The organism is Bacillus sp. FSL K6-2944 (assembly GCF_038005385.1).
GTDB lineage: Bacteria > Bacillota > Bacilli > Bacillales > Bacillaceae_G > Bacillus_A > Bacillus_A cereus.
Map to the genome: position 1 here is coordinate 21,254 of NZ_JBBOTE010000004.1, position 25,961 is coordinate 47,214.

A 25,961-nucleotide genomic window follows, 5' to 3' on the forward strand; every position below is an offset into this window, starting at 1 on the left:
AAATAATATGTTTTAAAAATTTCCCTGTTTAAATCATGGTTTATGAGTTCTGTATCACTTTTTTGAGTTTGTGAACTACCCGCAACTTAACGTCCTAAGACAGCCTAGCTAACAAAGGTTATTTTATTACTATCTATGTTAACGCTAATAGGCGTATTACTTCATTTTTGATATTGATAGCTGCGTTACATCTCTATCGAGATTTACACCGCATATTCAAGAATAGACTCGCTCAGACAATGACATATGTTTTACATTTCCACAACTGCTACATGTTTTGGTGGAAGGAAACCATTTATCTATTTTCACAAGCTGTTTGCCTTGTTCATTTCGTTTATAAGCTAGGTAAGAAGTGAACATACCCCAAGCATGATCAGCGACGCTTTTTCCAAAATGAAGTGCTTGCGATATGCCCTTCCTATTTAGATCTTCAATAGCTACAACATCAAAATGAGTCGCTAGCTCTTTAGATTTATGATGAAGGAAGTTCTTACGTTGATTTGCTACTTTTTCATGCAGCTTAGCTACACGGATACGTTGTTTATTCCAACGACCTGAACCTTTTGTACGTCTTGATAATGCTCGTTGAGCATTTGCTAATCGGTCTAATATTTCACGATAGAATTTAGGATAATTGGCTCTCTCATCCTCAGAACTGACGTATAATTGATCCATCGTAAAGTCTAATCCAACAACTGTTTCTACTTCTTTTTGTACGATTTCTTTTTCATATGCAGGCAAAATGGACACATAGTACATGACTTAATTATATGGTCTTGTGGTATTTCTCTATGCTGTTTGATACGTACCATTTTCAGTTTTAGCAATTTGATATGACCGTTCAGCTAACATTCTGTTATACACGAAACGTACACAACCGAAGGTTTTACGCATAAGGTGTGCTTGGTCTTCTGTTGGATACAAACGGAATGTATATGCTTTATTCTGCTTTGCCCTATCATTTCACCTCACTTTTCACTTTGATTTTCAATATATATTTTTGCTTGCCAATTATTGGTGGTTCGCCAATAGTTAGCAAGCAAAAACTTCTTGACCAAAACATCTCTTTCCAAAGTTTCTTTTAATAAGTCGAGAACTTGCACTTTTATAAGCATTGATGCATTTTGTCATTTCGGTATTAGGGTGGGCCTTGAATAAAACTTGAACATGGTCTACATCATGATTCCATTCAACTCATGTGATGTTATAGTTTTCAGATAGTCGAACAAACATATCTTTTGCATAGTCTGACATATCATCAAACACATTTCTTCTGTATTTTACGACCAACACAAGGTGATAATACAACAAGAATACGGAATGGTTATTCCTATCTCATTTATATACCAACCTTTATAATTTATAAGACTGCTTATATCAGAGGCGAAATAAAAAGGAAAACCTTTGGCTACGCCAAACTGACATTCATCTCCCACATACCGTTGGGTTATCCCTTCACACTCTTGAGGAAAGAGAATTCTTTCGGGAAATTCGTTAAAAACTAATATCCTAGAAGGGCCTTTCTGTTTTCCGTATACACTACCGACGATTTTTGGTAATACAGTTTCGAATTTCTTCAGAAACAAACTGTCCTAGAATCCGTAATACCTATTAAAGAAAGATTGCTATTCTTGTTACGTAAGCATGAATAAAAATCAATTTTTTCACTGTTATACTATAATCATGTAGGTTATTATGTGTATCTGTACATGACTAGTCTGATACACAAATATATCCGCTTATTCCCTATCCATAAGTATCGTCACCGTTCGTTTCACTTGTGCATCGTCTACTCGATAAAATACCTCGGTTCCTTTGCGTTCATACGATAACACCTTATGATTTCTCATTCTATGAAGATGTTGTGAAACCGTAGATTGCGGTAAATTTAAAATTTGTTGTAATGCAGACACATTTAATGATCTTTCCTTTACTAATTGATGTACAATTTGTAAGCGCATAGGATGCGCCAATACTTTCAGTATTTCCACACTTCGTTCAAGTTCGTTTAGCGCTATATCAAAACCTTTTATCATCTTTTTTCTCCTTATTTTTTTATAGGCTATTTTCCTCACATACACGTTTTTTCGTTGTCAATGAAGATAAATTTCACACCTCAAGAACTTTCTTGCACAGTACCCTTTCTCCCCTTATACTAAAATAAATAACTATCATAATAAGAGGTGCACAATGAATAAAACCGAATTAATCCAAAAAGTAGCAATAGAAACAGGACTAAAGAAAACACAAGCATGTCTAGCGGTAAATACCGTATTTGAATCCATCCAAAAAGCTTTGCAAAATGGAGACACCGTCCAACTAATTGGGTTCGGTACATTCGAGGTACGAGAGCGTTCTGCACGTGAAGGACGGAATCCACAAACAGGAAAACCTATGACCATTCCTGCAGGAAAAACACCTGCCTTTAAAGCAGGTAAGCTACTCAAAGAAGCTGTAAAAAAATAATTATCTATTAATCGAAAGAAGCATGTTTTTTTACATTCATGCTTCTTTTCTTTTAAAAACGAATGGTTGAAACAGCATGTTTATATACCAACGTTCGTTCCCCTTCCGCCTCTACTAAAATTGAATATAAGTCATGCACTTGTATTATTCCTTTTATATGAAAGCCTTTCAACAAAATCAACGTAACATTCTTTTTCTCTTGCACTTCTTCTCACAATAACCGATTCTGAAGCGATGCCCTGGTTAAGTTTTGTTCCTTCTGAATAACATTTCCTTTGATTTTTGCCATTGTATCAACAGGACCACTTGTTGGAAGCGTATACAAGAATAATGTTCAGTTCGTTACATATGTCCTGAACCCACTCTTTGAAACGCTCTTTTCCTTCTGTGTTAAGAAAAACTTTTCTTCTGTATTGTGGACAAAATACAAAATGGTAGTTTATTCATGATACGGTCGTTTTCGTTCTTCTATAATCATTCATTATGATTATATTGTATCCGCTTAATAAACAAACTACAACGAATGAGATAAAAAATATAAAACCAACATTTTGGATAACTAAAGTGCCACAACCTTACGTTTTTTAGTAGCACTCTGTATCTCACCTGTTATGAAGTGACCTTTGTCAATAGTTTCTTTACCCCTAATATTTTCTTGATGGCATACAAAAGCTTCAGAAATAAAATCTATCGACAGTTAACCACTCTGTTATTCGTGGATTAGTTACCTCAGGTTAATGGTCCGTTGTTAGGCTCTTATAATCTCACTGCGTGGATTACAACTTTTCACATTCTAATAAATAGCTGGTGTATCAGAATTTCCACTGTGCCAGAAGAGGTGAGTCATAGATAGCCGGACCTGGAATTCACTATCTATGAAGCTCATCTATACCATCAATTGATACCTTTGGTCTCGAACTATGAATGAATCAACTTCTTTTAACCACTCAAATGCTGCTTTGTATTTTGCAGGAGTTGGAAGCTTTTGTTTCTTTGGTTGATTCGTATCATCTTTATGTTTTTCATACACTTCTTTCCGTTCAGCTAACATTCTGTTATACACGAAACGTACACAACCGAAGGTTTTACGCATAAGATGTGCTTGGTCTTCTGTTGGATACAAACGGAATGTATATGCTTTATTCTGCTTTGCCCTATCATTTCATCTCACTTTTCACTTTGATTTTCAATATATGTTTTTACTACGTCTATTGGCGAACCACCAGTAGTTCGCAAGCAAAAACTTCTTGACCAAAACATCTCTTTCCAAAGTTTCTTTTTCACTTGTGGAAAGTCTCTTTTCATAAATCGAGAACTTGCACTTTTATAAGCATTGATGCATTTTGTCATTTCGGTATTAGGGTGTGCCTTGAATAAAACTCGAACATGGTCTACATCATGATTCCATTCAACTCGTGTGATGTTATAGTTTTCAGATAGTCGAACAAATATATCTGTTGCATAGTCTGACATATCATCAAACACATTTCTTCTATACTTCACGACCAACACAAGGTGATAATTTAACAAGAATACTGAATGGTTATTACTGTCCCATTTCATTTATATAACATCCTTTATAATTTATACGACTGATTACATCAGAGGCAAAATAAAAAGGAAAACCTTTTGGTTACGCCAAACTGACATTCATCTCCCACCTACCGTTGGGTTACCCCTTCACACGCTTGAGGAAGGAGAATTCTTTCAGGAAATTCGTTAAAAAACCTTCCATACAAAGCAACAGGAAGAGGTCTAACATATGGTACGTGCTCTATCAAACTTCCTGCCACGAAGAACATGTTTGTTTGGGTTTGGCTAAAAGAAGTCAATAGTATTGCAATGTCGTCGTCTGTTCGCAACCTTACGGATGCATATATACGCTTTTTCAAAAAACATAACAGCTCCCACGTCTATTAAATTAAATCAATTTAATACTGTCTTCCTCTTGTTCAAATACAAATAGGAAACAACCGAAATAACGATAATAATTCCACCAAAATACATACCATATTGATTCACAAGCACTACTATCATTTCTATATGTTTCCCAAATATAGACCCAATAACGAAGTAAACTAATACCCAAACAAATCCTGTTACATATGAATAAATCGCATACCTTTTAAATGACATGTTATTCATTCCGACTAAATATGGTACAACATGTCTTACTACAGGTATAAAATAACTGATAATTAAAGCAAAATGACCGTATTTTCTAACCATCTCTTGCGATGTTATAAGATACTTCGCTTTTTTCTTTTTCATTAACTTATCCAGCACTTTTGTTCCAAATATTTTCCCAAGTATATATCCCAGCGAAAGTCCAGATACCACTCCTAAATATGTTAACAAAAAAGTAGGAATGACACTTAATATACCGACTGAAGATACAAAACCACCACTCATCACAATCATTTCGTCTGGAATCGGCATACCGATAATACCTAACCATAGGCAAAAATACAATGCCCAATAACCGTATTGCTCAATATAGGATAATAATTCATGTAATTCCATTATAAATGCGTTCTCCTTAAAGTTTTTTTACAGCTAAAAACGTACGCTGGTGGAAAATTGAACCATACTTTTTCTAGTGTAATTTCAGGAAAAAAATATTGTATAAACCTTTTTTTTACAAGTGAATATTGAAATGTAATAAATTCCCCATTCTCATGCATCACTTCCATTACATTGTTCAAAATTCGCTTTGAAACTTCTTCTGGTAAAGAAGTGAAAGGTAATCCTGACAATACATAATCAATACATTCTATATGGAGCTCTTCCATATACTCTTTTATATTTTCGGCTGAACCGTGTACAACAATGACATTCTTCTCATTTTTAAATCTTGTCTTTAACTTTTCGAAAAACACTTCATTAAGCTCGATAAGAAGAAATGTTGTCTCCTTTTTCTTTCTTTTCACAATCTCTTTCGTAAAAACTCCTGTACCAGGACCTAACTCTACAATGCATTTTCCCCTATTAAAATCAATTACATCCACCATTTTTTTTGCTAATATTTTTGAACTTGGTGCTACTGCACCAGTATGTTTCGGGTGTTTTATAAATTCAGCTAAGAATGTTATGAGCTGCATGTGTCCTCTCTCCATTCCACCAATGGTGTGTTTAACTTGTTTCTAATGTATAGCAACCTTTTTTGCAGTTAACTAAATACAAGATTTCGCTAGATGGAACAGTAACAATCGGATAAAACCATATTCTAAGTAAAAGGTAATTAAACCTGATAATGATAATATTTCATTTGAACAATTTGTAATATTAATAAACCCTTCTTTATTTGAAAAAAACCTTAAATAATATAATATATTTATTCTGTTGTTACTCGTTTCAATATTCATGCTCCATTTCTGCATATTCGTTTATAATCTATTTTCTTAACACTCTCTTTTGTTACACTTTTTTATTATATAAAAACATCACTTATTATACTTATTCTTTTTTACCTCTGATAAAGGATTCTGACAGAAAAATTATTGAACAAATATCACTTGGTTAACTTATACATTGAGCTTATTAATACAAACATGGATTGAACATCCCTTTATTTTATCTTTTTTAAGAGATAATAGATAAACCACAAAATTTCCATGACACGGAAATTATCCACAATCGTTTTAAACGCGTTTATAAGTTCGTGTATACATTTTAACTAGTTCGTATGTTTTTGCATTATATACAATCTAAAAACGTTTACATCATAATCTGAAGAGTGTTTTTAAACAGGTAATTATAAATTTGGTTGATAAAACCTTTTCGATATATATAATTGGTTTTATCGACATAACTAAAAGTGAAATATCCTAAAAACGTATTATATTTATATAATGATAGAAATACAACAAAAATAGTGATGCAATTTACGGTACGTAACATATTAGAAATGTGAAAATATATTTTTGTTTATTATTTCTTTTCATTCCATTTCCTTCCTTTTGATATAAAAAGAAACACCACGGCACTAATTTCAGTGAGACAGATGATTGAAAAGTCTATACTCATCCATTTAAACTAGCTGCTGTTCATCTGGTATTAGAAGACACTATGTTTGTAAATGTATTTGCCCGAAAATTATCAATTCATTCTAATACTCTATATCGTTGAATACACAAATATAAATGAAAGCGCACATTATCCTTCTCATATGAAATGAACAAGATCACGCATGAGAACGAAATGTCAACTGAGAAAATATAGAAATTATTTAAGGGGCACAAATAGCGGTATGGAAATGTAAGAATTACCAATGTTCTTGAAAAAAGATATCAAAGTAGAACGAGACCTCCCTGCTAAACAATCGCTTGTACTGTTTCTGTGTATTTTGACGTTGTAAACTTAGTCCTTACATCTTCGGGGCTTGTTGCACAGTAAACAACGATTGGACTATTTCTAAAAGTATATGATAAACCCCATATATTTCTTCTATACTCAAATTCCCCAAAATCTATTGGGGTGGACTTGATTTTGTCATTCTAATGCAGCTAGCATTTTCTGTATCTGTTCTTTTACATCTTTAACCTCTAACTGGATTTCCTAGGACATCCTTAAAATCATCATAAACACTTTCTCAATATTTAAAGATTTAATTTTTTTTGTTTTCAGTTATAATTAAGATACATCTCTATTATGATTCCCTTTCTAAAGAACGGATTATGTAATCCGTTCTTTTTTATTTTTATAGCTATTATTTTTTAAACCGTTTCACATCACCTTAATTTGTGAACAGACTATAAAATAGTCTATTCTTTTCGTTCTAAAAGGTCTATAGTGCCCGAACTAAGAACTATCATTACCTTCTTTTTTATGTATATTCGTAATTATTAAAGTCTATAATTGACAGGGGTTCGTTTTACTAATTTCTCGATTTATCTATTTTCCCTCTTGTCTTTAGACGCTTTCTTCAGCTGTACTGGGGCACTTCTTCTTTATATACTTGAAACCAATCATTTTTTCCATAGATATTCTCATTTGATAAATACTCTTATATTTTGACTGAACATAAAACGTTGTCCCAAGACATAGGAAGGGGCCTCCTGAATCATAGTACATGCAGTCACATTCCTTTTCATCAAATCACTAGACAAAAAAAGGTAACAAATTATTGTTTCCTTACAATTCGAAAGATTGTACAACTTACCCTCTTTCTTTTAAGTTAACTGGTTAGTTGGTTATTGTAACCATTACAAAAAAACACTGCTATCCATACCACCTTAGATCTTGATGTGTTTACTCTCTATCACTCACTTACTACCCCTTGGTGTTATTTTTGTCTTAACGCCCCACGCCTACGCTCATAACGAGGTCTGTGGAGTCCCATTAATTCTTCAATATCTCGCATACTTAAATTTCCTTGTGTCTTTTTCTTTTTTCTCCGTTCATATTGTTTATGCTTGCCACAAAAGTAATTTTTCAATGTACTCATTTTCCCATCCGCCCTTTTCACAAAATAACCTCCCTATTTATTTTTGGTCATTTACACCATTTCAATACATTACTATGTACAAAAAATTACTATAACAGTTCACTTGCAAAAAAAAAGAAAACCCTCATTTCTAAATATCGAATGATGTATCCTTTCTCGTTCAATTAAGCTGGAATATTTTATAGATTCCAGCTAATAAAAATTACCTACACCGTATCCCATATACTTTTGACGAACATTGAGAAAATGCTATTCTCATGTTATTTTTGCACGCTCTCTTTATAATTCTGCACATCTGCTATTGTCTGAAATGTTTTCACATCAAAAATTTCTTTTTCATTTCCACAAATGATAACAAATCCATCTTTTGTCTGTAGCACTCTGCCAATATCTCCATTTGAAAGTGATATATTAAAAATATGTTTTATTGGCATTACATTTTTTTTGCTTATGTAGGTATCTATCGGCATACCTATAGGAAAAGCCTTTTGCAGATCTTCATTCGTGTAAGGAGTGGATATTTTATCCACAGAAGTAGTATACGATGCACATCCAGTTACATAAACACAGAACAACCCAACGATAATGCTTATAAAAATACGTTTAAACATAAAAAATTCCTCCCTATGCCCTTAATCAAGATTCAACCAAATTAGAATAGCAAATAAGGAGTGCACTTTTTGCTGTTTTATGGGTGACATAACATGATAAATTCTACTTTTTTTGTAGAAAAAAGAAAAAGACACAATCGTTCCAAAAATCATCATATCTAAAAATAACAAGACAGAGTTCCATGATTACTGACTTCCACATCGATACATCATAGTAAAATCATTATATAGACAAATTTCTTCTTTAGATTAGTACTTAATAGAAATAAATTTCTTGTAAAATAAAAATGTGTAATTTTTCACAATACTTCTATACAACTCGCTCCTAACACCACAAGTTTCCAACCAGTTCTAACGTATATTTTAATATTCCGACTAATCATTCCATTCAAAATACCACAACTGTACCCCCTTCTTGAAGATTATTAAGTAACTTGTCTAAATCTGGTTGCTTTTCAGATACACCGTTGACTTTTTTTGATAAATTTCCCCTACTCAATTTTTTTTTAGTACTTCAATTTATACATCTAAATTTTGATTGTCATTACCTACTATGACATATCTACGAATCTAATTCATACCCTTTTAGAATAAGCTTTTGGGACTTTTTATTTATGGAGGATAGGTGGACAGCAACATAATTTTCTCAACAAGTATTCTTTGAATTTTAATATAAAATCCTTACAATTTATGCTATATCTGTATTAAGGGGACATTATTGATTAAGTAAGGAAAGATTATAAAAATCATATGGGAGGAACAAAAAATGTCATTGAAAAAGAAATTAGGTGTTGGAGTGGTTTCTGCCGCTCTTGGTTTATCTTTAGTCGGTGGGGGAACATATGCATATTTTAGCGATCAAGAGGTAACAAATAATAAATTTGCTACAGGAACATTAGATTTTTCTATGCAGCCTACTACATCTCTTAATCTAGACAATTTAAAACCCGGGGATAAAATATTGAAAAAATTCAATATAAAAAATAGCGGTACGTTGGATATCAAAGATATTCTGATGAAAGTTGATTATACTGTGAACGATTTAAAAAAAGATAATAGTGTTGAAGACTTTGGTAAACACATTAAAGTACAATTTCTTTGGGATTGGGATCCAAAGAAAAGTCCTATACACGAAACAACTTTAGCAGAATTAAAATCACAACAACCAGAAATTGCTTCTCAAAAAATATTCCTTTCAAAATGGGCCGAGACAGGTGGATTAAAAGCTGGAAAAATGGATTGGTTCTGGATAAAATTTATCTTTGAAGACAATGGTACAGATCAAAATATGTTCCAGGGAGATAGTATTGCGCTGAAAATAGAGTTCCAAGCCAATCAAATAGATGGACAAGAAAGATAAATCCACAAACATATTGCTGGTGAAGAGTAAAACTGAGCTTATAATTTTTTATACTTTATAAAACTGATTGCTACATATCGAAATCAGCAGCCATTGATATCAGCGTTTGTGCATGATATCAATGGCTTTTATAAGTTTAACATTCTGTATCTTTTGTAAAACTCATTTTTTCTATAATGACAAATTAAATAACATGTAACCCCTTTCTTAAAGAAGCTCTCTTTGTTTCACACGGTCTATATCATCTCCACAGCCTGTTTTTGTGTCTGAACCTCTTTTTATGTGTCAACACTGATAAAAAAGAGGAAAAGGAGAGAGTTTTTATGATGGGTGCTTTAAAAAATCATCGTGATGAACGTGTATGTGTTTCTGTAGAAGAGTTGGTTCCACAAGATCATTTCCTTCGTGCGATTGAAGCGACAATTAGTTTTGATTTTATTGAAGAGAAATTACACCCTTATTACTGTGAAAACAATGGACGTCCGTCAATCCATCCTATCGTTTTATTTAAAATGATGTTTATTGGATATTTTTACGGTATTCGTTCGGAGCGTCAATTGGAAAAAGAGATTAAAACGAATATCGCCTACCGTTGGTTTTTAGGGTTTTCTCTATCAGATACTATTCCAGATCATTCTACAATCAGTTGGAATCGCCGATTTGGAAAAAGAAATAAAGAAGTACCAAAAAGCCAATTTAAATATGTAGAAGAAATGAATGAATGCATTCGTTTGTCCGATGGGGTGTATTTTAGAGTATGCGACAACGGATCGTGAAGGATATCGTAAATATAAATCGAAGCCAGAAGACTGCGCTGTTTGTCCGCTACGTGAGGTATGTTTTTCAAAGAAACAAAAAGTTATCACTCATCATATATGGGAGAAATATAAGGATATCGCTAGAAAAAACAAACTAACAGTTACAGGGAAAAAGTTGTACAAAGTACGCTGTTCAACTATAGAGCGAAGCTTTGCAGACGCCAAAGAACTACATGGCTATCGATATGCTCGATTTCGAGGGCTGAAGTCTGTCCAAATGCAGACTTATCTCACTGCAGCTTGTCAAAACATGAAAAAAATAGCCCTCCATCTGACCAAAAAAGTTCTGGTGGAGGGCTATTTTTTTTGAAACTCTATTATTTTATGTTGTTTTTATTCGCTAAAATCAAAATGATTCCAGAATGTTGGGAACCCCTAAAGGGTTTCCCAACACTCTGAAAATAATGTAATCATATATGATTACATTATTTTAGATAATTCCTCGTTTCTTACGTTTTTTACAGAATTTATGATGCGGGAAAGCCCACGCAAGACGTTAGTCCGTCTTTAGAGGTGGGATGAAAACATCGTTTTTGCATAGCAAACCATGGTATACTTTATGTATAGTCATGCAAAAGACGTAAAAACATTTGAGAATGAACAATCTGTACGGTATGGTCACAGTACCGTAGCCCACGAACCTATATGGTCTGTTGTGGGAGTGGTGATGGCACACCGCAATCTTGCACGTCAGCGATACCAGAAATGGAATTCGCCTTTGGTAGCAAGAATCCCACTGACGTTAGTCAGCTTGCCCCTTTAGGGGTGGGAGTGTCAACTATACTAATAATTCATTGTATATCGAAAAACAGGAGTCTTCAAACTCCTGTTTTTTCTTATACAGAGTATAAATAAGACTTAAGATCGAGACATTTCCAATTGACTTTTTATGCATTTATAAATACCATTTCCTTGGTATCCATTAAAATTCAAATTAGCCATATTAAACATAAACGAAATTACAACAATTAAATTTTATTTTTTCAATATATAATAAAATGCATTACAACTTCTGTCCAGCATCGAATAAAATAATTGTATTTTACGTATAGTATGGGGAACTATTTCAGTATAGTATCACTCTTTTTTTACTGTAAATCCTATCAATTGATTCATTTCCAATACATATGAAAAGGAGCTAAACATGAATACAATCATCAATTTCTCGTTAAAAAATAAGTTCGCAATTTGGCTACTAACCATTATTGTTACTATTGCAGGGATCTACTCTGGACTCAATATGAAGCTGGAAACAATTCCTGATATTACAACACCGATTGTGACAGTAACTACGGTCTATCCTGGTGCTACACCAGAAGAAGTAGCTGATAAAGTTTCAAAGCCGATGGAAGAACAACTACAAAATTTAAGCGGTGTTAACGTTGTAAGCTCATCATCTTTTCAAAACGCATCTTCTATTCAAGTAGAATACGATTTTGATAAAAATATGGAAAAAGCAGAAACAGAAATTAAAGAAGCTCTCACAAATGTAAAACTCCCAGAAGGTGTTAAAGATCCTAAAGTTTCACGAGTAAACTTCAATGCTTTCCCAGTTATTTCGTTAAGCGTAGCAAGCAAGAATGAATCTTTAGCTACCTTAACTGAAAATGTAGAAAAAAATGTTGTACCAGGATTAAAAGGACTTGATGGTGTTGCATCTGTCCAAATTGCTGGCCAACAAGTAGATGAAGTACAGCTTGTCTTCAAGAAAGATAAAATGAAAGAATTAGGACTAAGTGAAGATACTGTAAAAAATGTGATTAAGGGATCGGATGTATCTTTACCACTTGGCTTATACACATTTAAAGACACGGAAAAATCAGTTGTTGTAGATGGCAATATTACAACGATTAAAGCATTAAAAGAACTTAAAATTCCAGCTATACCTTCCTCACCTAACGGTCAAGGTAGTCAAAATGCTGGCGCTGGTGCACAAACGCCGCAAATGAATCCAGCTGCTATGAACGGGATTCCAACAGTTACATTAGACGAAATTGCTGACATTAAAGAAATTGGGAAAGCAGAATCCATTTCTCGAACAAATGGAAAAGAAGCAATTGGAATTCAAATTGTGAAGGCCTCTGATGCAAATACAGTTGATGTTGTAAATGCAGTAAAAGATAAAGTAAAAGATCTTGAGAAAAAATATAAAGATTTAGAGATCATTTCAACATTCGACCAAGGTGCACCTATTGAAAAATCAGTTGAAACAATGCTAAGCAAAGCAATTTTCGGTGCTATCTTTGCGATTGTTATTATTATGCTGTTCCTACGAAATATTCGAACAACGTTAATCTCTGTCGTTTCAATACCACTTTCTTTATTAATTGCTGTTTTAGTCATAAAGCAAATGGATATTACGCTTAACATTATGACACTTGGAGCAATGACCGTTGCTATAGGCCGCGTTGTCGATGACTCAATTGTTGTTATTGAAAATATTTACCGACGTATGTCGTTATCAGAAGAGAAATTGCGCGGAAAAGATTTAATTCGTGAAGCTACGAAAGAAATGTTTATCCCAATTATGTCTTCTACCATTGTAACAATTGCTGTATTTTTACCACTTGGACTAGTAAAAGGTATGATTGGTGAAATGTTCTTACCATTTGCCTTAACTATCGTCTTCGCTTTATTAGCATCATTACTAGTAGCTGTTACAATCGTACCGATGCTAGCTCACTCTTTATTTAAGAAAGAGAGTATGAGGGAAAAAGAAGTACATCATGAAGAAAAACCAAGTAAATTAGCAAATGGTTATAAACGCATACTTGCATGGGCTTTAAATCACAAAATTATTACATCAAGTATCGCTGTCCTTCTATTGGTTGGTAGTCTTGCACTTGTACCAGTTATCGGTGTAAGTTTCTTACCTTCTGAAGAAGAAAAAATGATTATTGCAACATATAATCCTGAACCAGGTCAAACGTTAGAAGACGTTGAAAAAATTGCAACAAAAGCTGAGAAGCACTTCCAAGATAATAAAGACGTCAAAACAATTCAGTTCTCATTAGGTGGAGAGAATCCAATGAGTCCTGGTCAATCAAACCAAGCAATGTTCTTCGTGCAATATGATAACGACACGAAAAACTTCGAAAAAGAGAAAGAACAAGTCGTTAAAGATTTACAGAAGATGTCTGGCAAAGGCGAATGGAAAAACCAAGACTTCGGAGCAAGTGGCGGTAGTAATGAAATTAAACTATACGTTTACGGAGATAGCTCAGAAGACATTAAGCCTGTCGTAAAAGATATTCAAAATATCATGAAGAAAAATAAAGACTTAAAAGATATAGATTCTAGTATTGCAAAAACATATGCAGAGTACACTTTAGTCGCAGATCAAGAAAAGCTAAGTAAAATGGGCTTAACGGCTGCTCAAATTGGAATGGGACTTTCTAATCAACATGATCGCCCTGTTCTGACAACAATTAAAAAAGACGGTAAAGATATCAATGTATATGTAGAAGCTGAAAAACAAAATTATGAAACAATCGATGACTTAACAAATCGCAAAATTACAACACCACTTGGTAATGAAGTAGCTGTGAAAGATGTTATGACTGTAAAAGAAGGTGAAACATCGAATACAGTAACACACCGAGATGGACGTGTTTATGCAGAGGTTAGTGCAAAACTAACATCTGATGACGTTTCAAAAGCATCTGCCGCAGTCCAAAAAGAAGTAGATAAAATGGATCTTCCTTCTGGTGTAGATGTTTCTATGGGCGGTGTTACTAAAGATATTCAAGAATCATTCAAGCAACTTGGCCTAGCGATGTTAGCTGCGATTGCCATTGTATACTTCGTTCTTGTCGTTACATTTGGCGGTGCCCTTGCACCATTCGCAATTTTATTCTCGCTACCATTCACAATTATTGGGGCTCTTGTTGCCTTATTAATCTCTGGTGAAACATTAAGTGTATCTGCAATGATTGGGGCGCTTATGTTAATCGGTATCGTTGTAACAAACGCAATCGTGCTTATCGACCGCGTTATTCATAAAGAAAATGAAGGTTTATCAACACGTGAAGCTTTATTAGAAGCTGGTGCAACACGCCTTCGTCCGATTTTAATGACTGCAATTGCAACAATCGGGGCTCTTATCCCGCTTGCATTAGGATTTGAAGGTAGCGGCTTAATTTCTAAAGGACTTGGTGTGACGGTAATTGGTGGATTAACAAGTTCAACATTATTAACACTTCTTATTGTTCCAATCGTTTATGAAGTATTAAGCAAATTTAAAAAGAAAAAAACAAAAAGATAAAGGATGTATGGCCTCTTTCGATTTTGTTACAAAGTTTTTTAATATCCAATGAGTTGAAGAGTTTATTATTAGACCTCACCATACATGTCTATCCACTTAAAAATTTTACTACCCCAAATACAAGAAAACGTTATTCTTTTTTAATAATCATAGATGTTAGTATTCCTTTTTAAATAAATGAATAGCGCGATGGATAAACGAAATGATGAAGAAATTATATTGTTGCATACAAAACAAGTATATGAAGACGTTATTTTAGATTTTACAGGAATTTAAAACTCACATGGATACTAAAAAACATAGTAGAGAAACTAGTATTATCACCTTTTTATATAATAAAGATTAAACAGGCCTCCACCTTAAAATCTGAAGTTCATGCAAAGAGAAAAAATAGAAATAATGGTATAATAGAACTCATAGCTATTTTAGAATTAACAGATGGAAAAATTAAAATTCAATTTTACATGTACCATATATTATACAGCCAAAACCTGAGCTCAAGTTTTGGCTGTGTTTTGCTAGAATATCACCTATGCTCATCAATTACAGTAAATGCACCTTCTCTAATAAGAACAACGGTATGAATTTCAAACAACGACCACATCATCCTGACATTGAAATCATTGGTCTATTATTTATATAATCCTCGCTTTTTCAAATGCTCACGTAAGCTACTGACGCGACATTTTAAACACTTTGCAATTTCCACATAGTCCAGACCCGTATTCCGTAATTGAACCGTATCCTCACATAACTGATCCCATTTCCATTCTGCGTTCTTTTTACTCGTATTTTCCTCTCCAGACAAACTTTTTCCTAACTGATACACTTCTTTTCCCCATTCACAATTCTCGATGCAATGTTGATAAGAGCCTAGTAGGTATTCACATCCACGACAATGTTGTTCTTGTATATTTATAATTCGAATTCTCGTTACTTTTGCATCCATATTCCATTCTCCCCTATTTTTTCTTATGATAACAAAAGAAACATAATTTGTTTATAAAACTTATTCCTTTATCTGAAATAGATTGGTTGGCTGGACGTTTAAGCAAACGGAGAATTCTGTTCTTTGTTATTTTTAATCATTATATAACGAATGACATATGCCCAAATCTAGAATTAAAATTTGAAATTTCAGAATTTAATCTTCCCATTTGTTTTTTCTTGTGATATGATGGTCCCAATCTTACAAATGACACGATTTGACAAGTTTCACAAAAAAGAAGCACAAGGAGGAATACGAATATGAAACCGTATAAAGTAATTGGTACAACAGCTCTTGCTGCAATATTGATCACAGGACCTTCCACATGCGCATTTGCTGCTGAAAAAAAAACACCTCCGCAGTACATACAAGCCGTTCATGTGTTTTCACCCAAATTTATTGAACAAACACAAACTCTTGATGCAATTCCGATGAATAATCTAGATAAAGCGGTTCAAGCAGCTATGTTAGGGCCTGAAATTAAAAAATTAAAAGTATTCGATCATGAATTCAATGTAAAACCGGCTTATATTTCTAAAAAAGGCAATCAAACTGTCGTAAATGGCCAAATTTCGCATCACTTAAGTTTTCGCCTGGATGATCAAGTATACTATCGATTTGTAAAAGAAGCTGGAGAAATCAAAAATTTAGAAATTAAAATCGATCGTGGTGGATGGACGAAAATTACGGCACCTATCGGTGCAATCATTGCTCAATATTTTGGTATTCCGATTACGCCTAATCTCCTATCTCAGATTGGACAACAATTAGGAACTCTAACAGATGGAAAATGGGAATACGCTTCTGAAGCAATTGTGGCCGCAATTGGCTTATATGTAGAATGAAAATATACACACTTTATTCTTCTTTCACGTTACAACAAACCGGTAATTCTTACAATAGAATTACCGGTTTTTCTGCGATGTAACAAGACTTCTGTTTTACTTTTGGAAAGTCTTTTTTAATCAATCGAGAACTTGCACTCTTATATGCATTAATGAACCTTATCATTTCTGTATTCGGATGTACCTTGAATAAAATATGAATATGATCTATATCATGATTCCATTAACATTATATTATAGCCTTCAGACAATCGTACAAACATGTCTTTTGCATAGTTTGATATCGCATCATCAAATACATTTCTTCTGTATTTCACAACTAGTACAAGACGATACTCCAATAAGAATACTGAATGATTGTTAATGTCTAATTTCATATTATATCAATCCTTTACTTTTATAAGACGGATTATATCATATTGCAAAATTTTTGAGGAAAAAGACTCCCTTTCATTAGTACGTTAAAATATGAAAAAACATCTGTCCATACTTCCTCCTCCAACCCTATATTTTCCCCCTATGTATTATTAAAGATACTTGATATGCCGTGTTAATCTTCATTATTTTTTATCCTCGATCTTTGATATCTAAATAAAAACGTCTTCCCTTAGGAGTACTTGTTTTGATTCTTGTTTTCACTGCACCATTAATTTCAGAATTTCAATAATGTTAGGCTCTAAATTACCTAACATTAATTTCTTTAACCCGCTCTATTTTCACGTAATACCCCATGTCATATCTCTATTGTAGTGGATAAGAAAAGACGTACCCCTATGAAAAAAATTATTATTATAATAATACATAAATTAGAATTAGATTGAAACTTTACATTTTTTACTAAATACAATGGTTATCACATTACAAACTTCCTCTTATTTCGCATCAGACATATCACAAGTGAATAGAAAAGGCATAAAAATCTGATAGTAGCTACATTTTATTGTATACAAGTAAAACATTGGACATACTATTCAAAAAGGAAAGTAGGAATCTTATGAAAAAAACAGGGGTTATGCGCAGAGTGGATGATTTAGGAAGAATTGTTCTTCCTAAAGAGATACGACGGACGCTCGATCTTCTTCCCAATACTTCTGTAGAAATGTATGTGCTAGAAGGAACTGTTCGCATCAAACAACAGCCTGGGGCTTGTTTCATCACAGGACAAACATCTGAAAATCAAATTGAATTGTATGACGGACGTTTAATTTTAAGCCAGGAAGGCGCAAAAGACTTAATGGAAACCCTTAAAAGCTGGTTACCTTAATACTGTTATATATTGTTATCTTTCATTACTCTATCCCAAAAGTAGCGCAAAAGATAATTGAAATTATCTTTTGCGCTACTTTTTATCTCTTTCTAACTGAATGGTAGATATCATATGCTTGTATACTAAATTTGATTTTCCACTATTTCCATAAGGAATGAACACGGATTATATCCCCTCAAAATCCTGTTTTTGATATATTTCTTTTGACACTCCCATAGCTAAAGCCACAAGTCCTACACCTTTCGATGTAACAGATGGGATTCTTGATTGACTAAACGTGCGCAGCCCCATTTCCAAAACCTTATAAAAGTATATAAATTTTGTTTATTTCCCTGTTCTACGAATCCGGTTTTGCCCAAAGCAACTACTGTTTGATAGAACTTTCCGAGGGCATAAATTCGGATACAACGTATCCTACATATTAGCCATAACGTTTAGTTTATTGACTAATTCATAACGTGACAAGTTGATGACTGTATTCAAATCCCGATCTATGACATAACTACAAGCACATTTGTATATGCAATCAGATAGCTTTAGATCTTTCTTGATGCTTCTACAACTTGAACACATCTTAGAAGATGGATATCATGTATCAGCTTCCATAAATTCAATACCGTATTTTTCGCTTAAACTTATATAAGCATTGTTTTGCAATCGCTTTAGACAAGTGCTTATTCTTCATCATTTCTTTGATGTTCCAGGTTTCCATCACAATTCGATATGGCTTGGTTTTCACGATATCTTTTGTGACTTGATGAAGATACTTTATTCTGATATTGGTCGACCTTCTATGCACGTGTTGTATGTTCTTTTCGACTTTTATAATAATGCCGGTTTTGGTAAAACGGTTTTCCTCCTTATTCATTTCATATTTGCGAGAAACTTGACGTTGCAACCTACGAAGGCGTTTCTCTCCCTTTTTTACTGTTTGGGTTTTGTTGATATGTTTCTTTTTCTCTCCATCCGAGCAAACAGTCAGTTCCTTCATACCAACATTAATACCTAGTGAGACATCTGTTCATTCTATTTTGGGACACTTGTTTTCTACGCCAACGGACAAATATCAATACTTCCCGTCGAAATGAAGACGTGGATTCGTATACTTGACATCGACTGGTAATGATTCTGATGTTTTCATCCATCCAACTTTTTCAATCCACACTTCGTTATTTCGAACTTTCAACTTCACATTATCATTCTAACAAGACGGCTTGGATTTTCTTCTTGTTTACCTCATGTCCAATTATAAGCCCATCGGGCTGTTCCGACGGATTTCCAAAGTTGCTGTTCTTGTTCTTTATTTGGTCTTATTCTTACTTTCCTCGTCAGTATCATTTTCCATCAACTCCTTACTCATCTTCTTGGCTTTATTGGCTCTGTTACCTTACAATCTACAGCTGAAAACAGTGATAATCTGAATGAAATCTTCTACTCATTCTTGTTCATCGGTCTTTTCTGTATGGTCAATGACCTCAATAGTCGTTCCATATGTATTACATCCGTTTTCGATCATACCCGAATCAAATGAACCGATCTTTATACAGAATAACAATCTTTTCTATTTCTGAATGAGTGATCTTATCAATTAGTTGATGTAATCCCTTTTTATTATAGTTAATCCCACTACTTATATCAGTGATGATTTCAAATGGATAGTCTGTAGCAAACATATACGTTTTTACATTATCCATTTGTCTTTCCAAATCATCTTTCTGTTTAGGCGAGCGAACTCTACAGTATCCTATCACCATTTTATTTACCTGCCTTTTCCCTTTCATACCCAAGAAGTGATTAAGTTGTTCTTGTGAGTGACGCCTATATCTATACCTGAGCTGTCCATGCTCCCACTAGCATATCACAAAATTTATAGTTATCGATTTCCTGTCAATATTCAAAATAATATTGATATATCCTATTTTAAACATTAACATGTATCACTTCCTCGCTATTATTCTTCATTGTTTGATACTAAAAACACCGATTCACCATTTCTTTCTAAAAATCTTGTGGAACTGTTTATATTAAACCCAAGATATCCAAAAATTCACTCTTTTATTAATAAAAACTACAATAACAATGTCTTCTATCGTCACTTTTATAATTAACATATAACCTAACATTAACATGTCAAATCTCCCGCCGTACTTATTGTTAATATCAGAAGAGCATAACAAAGTATAATACAATTAATTGAAATAACAACTCCTTCTCTCAGAATATCGTTTACACTAGTAAGTCGATTTATCAATAATATAGAATGTAGAATTGACATGTTATATTATTGATTTCTGATTGTACAGAGCTACTATTGACATGATATTAATATGTATATATCAAATTCTCGTTTTCCAAACGAAATGATTGTCTATTAAAATAGACTGCTCTAGAAGTGCATCACCAGTAATAAACCTTCTTTAACAAGCTTTTAATATTAAACCCCAATATATATCATATTCATTTTATGTCAATGCGAAGGATACACATAGCACTCTTGTTGTCATTGACATGTGGATTGATATTGACATGCGGATGTTTATTTCGTCATTTGCTGTTAACACCACATAAAAATAACATTAACAGTATAAATACGATTTTATTTTTCCGAAACCTTATTCACACTAAGCAATCTGTTACTGATATGGAGTAGGTAATTGTGGTATATTATTTTCTTCTAATCACCAGAGGCGCTGTTGACGAATCTTTAACATATCAATTGCGTCTACTATAGAAGTATATAAAAATAAGTTTTACGCTTGAATTTTTGATTAACTGCACAATTTGAAACTGTATTTTCTAAAACATTTAAACTTCATCTGCTAAAATTGATCCCTCTGCACATAAATTAAGTGATAAGCTATGTTTCGTAATCGTTTGAAATTAGATTGATTATACATTGATTTATTAACCTCATGTCAATATGAATCGAATACGCTCCGTTTCTTGGTTTAGTTTTAGCATTGACATGTTAATTGTTAATTACATATCAATGTTTCCGGTGTTGTTTGTTGTTGCCATCTTTAGAAATAATTTTAACATACACTATCTCGATGCTTTAAAGACAATCTCTCCTGGAAGCATCGTTCGCACTAACAGATTGATTGTCTATTGATATGAAATGTAGAATTGACATGTTGTGTTATTTGTTTATCTTGAGGGAAGTGTTGATATGTAATCACTACCTTAATTGAGTTTACCGCACACAAAGGATTTAGTTCGTATCCTTTGATTAATCGCGTAAGTTGAAGAAAGCGCCGCTCTCTAGTTACATTTCCTTTGAATTGTGAACACAACATTGACAAGGTATTTGAATCTACTCCGTGAACTATAAGTTTGAAAGCTCTGGCTGTAGCGGTCATTAATAGCGTATTTCTTTCGGTATAATTCGTTGAATAAGTCCGCGAAGGTTGTCTTATTACAGCGTTTTACTCGCATTTATTAAACATAGCAATTTTAGATTATGGTATGAGTATTCGCAACGGTTAATAGTCATCAACCTAGCACTAGTTACTTTAATATCACTGTATATTTTTGTTATCCTTAATATAAGGCTTTCTTTTTAATATTTATAGGCCTCATATAATTTGTTTACAAATCACTTATATTTTCTTATCATTAATATAGGTTTTATTTATCAATCTTATAGCAATAGCACTTATTTTTTATCGACATAACATTGATAGTAGGTTCATTCAAATCTGTATTTTATACCATCATACAGGTACGTGTTTTTTTACATGTTAATTATATATTTTATGTAGATATCAATTAATAGGAGGTATTGAGTTTCGCGCTATCGAAAACTACTCAACATGTTAATGTTACTTGCTATGTTAATTCCATTTTGTCTTTACCATTATATTCTAAGGAGGTATAACAATGATTGAACATGATACCAATAATACAAACGGACATTCTAGTCATGAAGATATTTTTGAAAAAGCATGGAGAATAACAGAATTCTCAAAATTAGTGGGCCGGCATCATAACACTGTATACAATTGGTTTAATACTCTAGAAGAAAAGGGGATACACGGTACATTAAGAACCAATAATACAAATGAAAAATTATATAACACCCTGGATTTAGACATAGCTTTATTTATAAAGCTAAAGAGGGATGAAAAATGGTCACTAGATGCAATTATTGAGCTTTTACCACATCAATTTGAACTAAGACCCGTTTCTCCAGAAAATCAAACCAGTGAAATCTCAGCTCAATTTAACATGCATGAAATAGCAACTACTATTGAAAGAATAGTAGAGCAAAAGGTTCAAATGCATTTGCAAACTATTGAATTAAAATATCAAGAACAACTTAAAGATACTATACACACTATATTACCTAAACCAGAGGATCCTGAAATGTTAAAAGCGCGCCAAAGACAAGAACGGCTAGATAATATGATAATCCAGCATAGAGCACGTAAGGAATTGAGAAAAAAGGCCGAAAAAGAATGGAGTACACAATCAGAAGAAACTCGTATTAAGAAAGTGGGTTGGTTTAAAAAAGAAGAAGACCTTGCGAAAAAACAACTTTTCATAGAGAACTATATTGATGAGAATATGATTGAACACATGAAAAATACATTAAAAATAGAAAAATAAGCCTGGTAAATTCCAGGCTTATTTTTCTATTCCGCTCCAAACATGGTATCTGGATCCATAAATGCTTCTAATGCTTCATCACTTTTTTTTTCAGATATGTCATCTTCAACTGGTTCTAATTCGAAATAATCCCCAAATTTAATATTAAAATCATCATCTAAGTCTTGTTCATTAATTGTAGTAATTTGGGATTTTGTATAATGAATTTGGCTTTGTTTTGCTTTAAATTCATTATATTCTTCAACTAATCCTTTCGATAATCTAGATGGGAGTGCATCTGTTTTATAAAATGTATATACACTCCCCATAAAATCATTTTTACTGACTAAATAGCCATTAAAAACAGTGCCGTTAATAGGGAGTCTGTTTGTCACTTCGACTTTTGCATCATCCATAAATGAATCATCAATATTTTTTTGTTCATCTAAAATTGCTAACATACCAAAATGATGTATCTTTGATGCTTCTAAATCTCCATTTTCATTTGTCTTCATCAGGTCTATGGGGTGATGGAAGGAGCTGCCTTTCAAGGACTCTGTAAACAAATCTACAATCTCTTTACTATTTTCAATTTGATTCATATTCCGCGAAACTTTATTGATTACTAAACAACCTGTTTTTTCCAATAAAATCCGCTTAAAGTCCTGAGAATCTAGAATTACAGATGTTCCTCCACCATTTGCTGCTGTATTTAACTCATGAATAATATCTCCAATGCGCTGATTTGCATAGTCTCGTGAATTTGTAATGCCCTTTTTCTCATTTTCGTTTAACCCTTTAAACTCATCATAAAAATGTTGATTATCTGCAAATACAACAAATGCAACGCCTTTTGCTGGATTATTTGCTAATTTCCATATTTCTTGAGAAAACTTATTTACTTGTCTTAACACATCTGGTCCATCCGCTCTAACTGGCAGTGTAACTACAATCCCCATTTTAATGAAATCCTTACGCTCTATTGCATTATTAAATGCAATTCTTGCATATTTTTGCTGATTTTCTATTAATTCTTCTCTAGGAATTTTCATGGCCATATTTTTAAGTTCTTCAGCAATTACAGGTTTATTATGATAAGCAGTGAATTCTTCAATCGCTTTAATAATTGTAGATGTACCCGTACCACCACCTAATCCTGCAAAAAATAACACTAATTCGTCAGATGGTCGAACACGCTCCGTTATAAAATTTTTCAACCTATCTTTAGCTTCATCGTTAGATTCTAAAACCTTTATAGCGCGTTCTGGATTCTTACCTAAACCGCCTAATTTCAATGAAACTTGATTACTTTTTGGAACATGTTTCAGTTCTGCTAAATCTCCGTCATTACTATTCAATGCAAGACAATTATAAACTGCTGTACCGTCCGTGTAGGTATATTCAGCAAACTTATCTACCATTCTAGTTCCCGCTTGTCCAAAACCGACCATAGTCATTTTCACCGCTACTTCATTCTTCAAAAATTTTTTCGCCATTATATTATCTCTCCTCTATTCGGTTTATATTTTGTTTACGCTTCTCTAATTCGATTAAAACTTGTTGCCCTCGAATAGTTGAAACCAAAAACTTATATGGGTGCATAATCTTTTCTGTTATTAAGGACATAGCAGCTAAAGTGCCTACACTTCCTTCTGCCGATCTTCTGGAAATGTTAGTCCTTTCAAATTCTAATGAGTAAGACCTACCCCTAGGCTTCTTTACCCTCCTATCAACAACAACATGTTCTACTATCTCATTTATTGAAATACCTCTCATATATTTTGTCTCTTGATATTGTTTATTGACTTGAGATCCTATGTAATGAAACACATTGTAAAGTACAGTGTCTTCTTCAATAATATCTGCAAACATTTCCACAACTTCTTCAGTAAATTTGTTTTGTTTATATTTCCTACTCAATACTTCGTTCAATTTGCCCCCCCCTTAAAATGTTGGTTAATTATTCCTAAAAACATCTTACATCATTGTAGGATGTATATCAAGTCATTATAAATAAGTCTTATATATACGTTACAATACATAAAATTAGTCTTAATGTCTTGTATATCAACATTAGATATATAAGACGTATATGCAAGTAGTGAATAACACATGTTAATATTAGCGTTCATATAATTAACAATACATATTAAAAAATGAACAAACACACAAAAAACATGTAGGATTCTCTCTGAAATCAAATCTCTAAACTATATATCCTCAAAATAATATACTTTTATTATAATCATTTCATTATGCAACTTATATATAAGTTGCATAAATACGTCTTATAAAAAAACACTTGTATAGAAAGATTAAATATGAATTTCATACATGTAAAATACAGTATGAAATTCATATAAAACTTATAAACAAGTCTTATTTATAAGTTTTATATGAACGCTGTATAAATGAACCCGTAAAATATAATTTCTTTTTCTTTTTTTATTTGATATTCAAAAAAGGAAGAGAGTAATAGATTCAGTACGATTCCATAGGTGAATTTGCTCATTTAATAAGAAAAATAGCTTAAACGTTAAACAACTAGAATTAACTAGAGTAAAAAGGAATCATTCAACTCATTGAAAAGGTCACTAATTCGGGAGTAGAAAAGATTGTGATTCTATATAAAAATTTGCACTGTTTTAGCTGTTGACTACGAGAAAAATAAGAATCAGACTCGATAAAAAACAAAAATATCAAATTTCTCGTACATATGAAATAAGTTGTGATAGACATGTTGAATAGCAAAGAAATGCTGAAGAATAAACGCGGATCAAAAAATATTGCACAACAAAAGGTATATACCTTCAAAATAAAAACATAGTATAAATATAAAAATAGGAGGAACGTCATTGTTATGTTAAGTTGTCTCTAGAATCTTCAGAATACTACATAAACTTGTGACTTATTTTTATTTATTTGTCTACTTTTTAAATTAAGTTTTATCAATTTCATATTAACTAACAGCGGTATGAAGCACGTAAACTCCGCCAACATCGATTTGCGAATTCAACGATAGGCGGAGATGTACTTCTGTTTAGCATACACTCTACTTCTTATTCTCCCACGAAAGAGGCATCAGAAAGTTTAACACGTTCATATTTTGTCTCAGATACAATCTAATACAGAAACGGCAACATGTATTCATATAAGATTTGGAATTTTTTCTTAATCATTAAGTGAGGGGAGGGGGGCCAAACATAATTAAGCCTATATATTTCAGTTATATACAAAGCGCACATAATCAAATCTGACTAAGCGTGAAGGAAGATATGAGAAATACAATATAAATTAAGAACAACTAAA

Annotated in this window: 15 protein-coding genes and 10 pseudogenes; 8 read left to right on the forward strand and 17 right to left on the reverse strand. The window is 32.9% G+C overall.

All coding sequences use genetic code 11. The features are described from left to right. Positions 1-133 precede the first annotated feature (133 nt). The 3 genes and pseudogenes from MHH55_RS30495 to MHH55_RS30505 all read right to left on the reverse strand — a co-directional run bounded on the left by MHH55_RS30495 (position 134) and on the right by MHH55_RS30505 (position 2,036). Positions 134-924 (reverse strand): annotated as a pseudogene (locus MHH55_RS30495) (RNA-guided endonuclease InsQ/TnpB family protein). Between the two features lie 44 nt (positions 925-968). Further along, positions 969-1,311 (reverse strand): annotated as a pseudogene (tnpA, locus tag MHH55_RS30500) (IS200/IS605 family transposase). A gap of 428 nt (positions 1,312-1,739) precedes the next feature. Continuing rightward, positions 1,740-2,036, reverse strand: a complete 297-nt coding sequence (locus MHH55_RS30505) for an ArsR/SmtB family transcription factor (protein WP_078186815.1) — start codon at positions 2,034-2,036, stop codon at positions 1,740-1,742. A gap of 154 nt (positions 2,037-2,190) precedes the next feature. On the opposite strand from MHH55_RS30505, the gene MHH55_RS30510 reads away from it, so the two are divergent. Further along, positions 2,191-2,466 carry an HU family DNA-binding protein gene (locus MHH55_RS30510; protein WP_078186814.1) on the forward strand — a complete coding sequence of 92 codons (276 nt, stop codon included), beginning with the start codon at positions 2,191-2,193 and terminating at the stop codon, positions 2,464-2,466. Positions 2,467-2,518: 52 nt separating this feature from the next. Here MHH55_RS30510 and hfq read toward each other — a convergent pair. From hfq to MHH55_RS30545, 6 genes and pseudogenes are all read right to left on the reverse strand, one after another. After that, positions 2,519-2,755 (reverse strand): annotated as a pseudogene (gene hfq / locus MHH55_RS30515) (RNA chaperone Hfq). Continuing rightward, a pseudogene (locus MHH55_RS30520) lies at positions 2,738-2,909 on the reverse strand (transposase); the annotation flags it as partial. The pseudogenes hfq and MHH55_RS30520, both read right to left, overlap by 18 nt. Positions 2,910-3,361: 452 nt before the next feature. Next, positions 3,362-3,616, reverse strand: a pseudogene (locus MHH55_RS30525) (helix-turn-helix domain-containing protein); the annotation flags it as partial. Positions 3,617-3,633: 17 nt separating this feature from the next. Continuing rightward, positions 3,634-4,029: an IS200/IS605 family transposase gene (gene tnpA, locus MHH55_RS30530; protein ID WP_078186813.1), complete on the reverse strand. Its 396-nt coding sequence runs from the start codon at positions 4,027-4,029 to the stop codon at positions 3,634-3,636. A 363-nt stretch (positions 4,030-4,392) separates the two neighbouring features. After that, a complete protein-coding gene (locus MHH55_RS30540; protein ID WP_078186812.1) occupies positions 4,393-4,989 on the reverse strand; it encodes a DedA family protein in 597 nt (198 codons plus the stop codon). Further along, positions 4,989-5,567 carry a class I SAM-dependent methyltransferase gene (locus tag MHH55_RS30545; protein WP_078186811.1) on the reverse strand — a complete coding sequence of 193 codons (579 nt, stop codon included), beginning with the start codon at positions 5,565-5,567 and terminating at the stop codon, positions 4,989-4,991. Before MHH55_RS30545 ends, MHH55_RS30540 begins: the two co-directional genes overlap by 1 nt. Before the next feature lie 928 nt (positions 5,568-6,495). On the opposite strand from MHH55_RS30545, the pseudogene MHH55_RS36525 reads away from it, so the two are divergent. Next, a pseudogene (locus tag MHH55_RS36525) lies at positions 6,496-6,594 on the forward strand (hypothetical protein); the annotation flags it as partial. Positions 6,595-7,750: 1,156 nt separating this feature from the next. Here MHH55_RS36525 and MHH55_RS30550 read toward each other — a convergent pair. Both MHH55_RS30550 and MHH55_RS30555 read right to left on the reverse strand, forming a co-directional pair. Further along, on the reverse strand, positions 7,751-7,933 hold the full coding sequence (locus MHH55_RS30550) for a hypothetical protein (RefSeq protein ID WP_139362452.1): 183 nt from the start codon (positions 7,931-7,933) through the stop codon (positions 7,751-7,753). A gap of 239 nt (positions 7,934-8,172) precedes the next feature. Then, positions 8,173-8,523, reverse strand: coding sequence for a hypothetical protein (locus tag MHH55_RS30555; RefSeq protein ID WP_078186810.1), 351 nt, complete (start codon positions 8,521-8,523; stop codon positions 8,173-8,175). A gap of 766 nt (positions 8,524-9,289) precedes the next feature. Between MHH55_RS30555 and MHH55_RS30560 the strand changes: the two genes are divergently transcribed. The 3 genes and pseudogenes from MHH55_RS30560 (at position 9,290) to MHH55_RS30570 (ending at position 14,965) form a co-directional block, all read left to right on the forward strand. Next, positions 9,290-9,883 carry a TasA family protein gene (locus tag MHH55_RS30560; RefSeq protein ID WP_078186809.1) on the forward strand — a complete coding sequence of 198 codons (594 nt, stop codon included), beginning with the start codon at positions 9,290-9,292 and terminating at the stop codon, positions 9,881-9,883. A gap of 323 nt (positions 9,884-10,206) precedes the next feature. Then, positions 10,207-11,011, forward strand: a pseudogene (locus MHH55_RS30565) (transposase). Between the two features lie 834 nt (positions 11,012-11,845). Beyond that, on the forward strand, positions 11,846-14,965 hold the full coding sequence (locus MHH55_RS30570) for an efflux RND transporter permease subunit (protein WP_340882020.1): 3,120 nt from the start codon (positions 11,846-11,848) through the stop codon (positions 14,963-14,965). A gap of 631 nt (positions 14,966-15,596) precedes the next feature. Here the strand turns inward: MHH55_RS30570 and MHH55_RS30575 are convergent. After that, the gene (locus MHH55_RS30575; protein WP_078188048.1) at positions 15,597-15,914 is read right to left on the reverse strand and encodes a hypothetical protein; all 318 of its coding nucleotides are present in this window, start codon (positions 15,912-15,914) and stop codon (positions 15,597-15,599) included. Between the two features lie 299 nt (positions 15,915-16,213). Here MHH55_RS30575 and MHH55_RS30580 point away from each other — a divergent pair, with 299 nt between their 5' ends. Then, a complete protein-coding gene (locus tag MHH55_RS30580; protein WP_078188049.1) occupies positions 16,214-16,798 on the forward strand; it encodes a methyltransferase in 585 nt (194 codons plus the stop codon). A gap of 88 nt (positions 16,799-16,886) precedes the next feature. Here MHH55_RS30580 and tnpA (MHH55_RS30585) read toward each other — a convergent pair. After that, positions 16,887-17,175, reverse strand: a pseudogene (tnpA, locus tag MHH55_RS30585) (IS200/IS605 family transposase); the annotation flags it as partial. 617 nt (positions 17,176-17,792) lie between these two features. Between tnpA (MHH55_RS30585) and MHH55_RS30590 the strand changes: the two are divergent. Next, positions 17,793-18,062, forward strand: a complete 270-nt coding sequence (locus MHH55_RS30590) for an AbrB/MazE/SpoVT family DNA-binding domain-containing protein (RefSeq protein ID WP_078188050.1) — start codon at positions 17,793-17,795, stop codon at positions 18,060-18,062. A 417-nt stretch (positions 18,063-18,479) separates the two neighbouring features. Here MHH55_RS30590 and MHH55_RS30595 read toward each other — a convergent pair. Together MHH55_RS30595 and MHH55_RS30600 are read right to left on the reverse strand one after the other, a co-directional pair. Beyond that, positions 18,480-19,403, reverse strand: a pseudogene (locus MHH55_RS30595) (RNA-guided endonuclease InsQ/TnpB family protein). Further along, positions 19,366-19,888: pseudogene (locus MHH55_RS30600) on the reverse strand (IS607 family transposase); the annotation flags it as partial. The pseudogenes MHH55_RS30595 and MHH55_RS30600, both read right to left, overlap by 38 nt. 2,056 nt (positions 19,889-21,944) lie before the next feature. Here MHH55_RS30600 and MHH55_RS30605 point away from each other — a divergent pair. After that, positions 21,945-22,673, forward strand: a complete 729-nt coding sequence (locus MHH55_RS30605; protein WP_078187465.1) for a terminase gpP N-terminus-related DNA-binding protein — start codon at positions 21,945-21,947, stop codon at positions 22,671-22,673. A gap of 26 nt (positions 22,674-22,699) precedes the next feature. Here MHH55_RS30605 and MHH55_RS30610 read toward each other — a convergent pair whose 3' ends face one another. Together MHH55_RS30610 and MHH55_RS30615 are read right to left on the reverse strand one after the other, a co-directional pair. Then, positions 22,700-24,148, reverse strand: a complete 1,449-nt coding sequence (locus MHH55_RS30610) for a cell division protein FtsZ (protein ID WP_078187464.1) — start codon at positions 24,146-24,148, stop codon at positions 22,700-22,702. Positions 24,149-24,152: 4 nt separating this feature from the next. Continuing rightward, positions 24,153-24,584: a hypothetical protein gene (locus tag MHH55_RS30615; protein ID WP_078187463.1), complete on the reverse strand. Its 432-nt coding sequence runs from the start codon at positions 24,582-24,584 to the stop codon at positions 24,153-24,155. Positions 24,585-25,961: the final 1,377 nt, after the last annotated feature.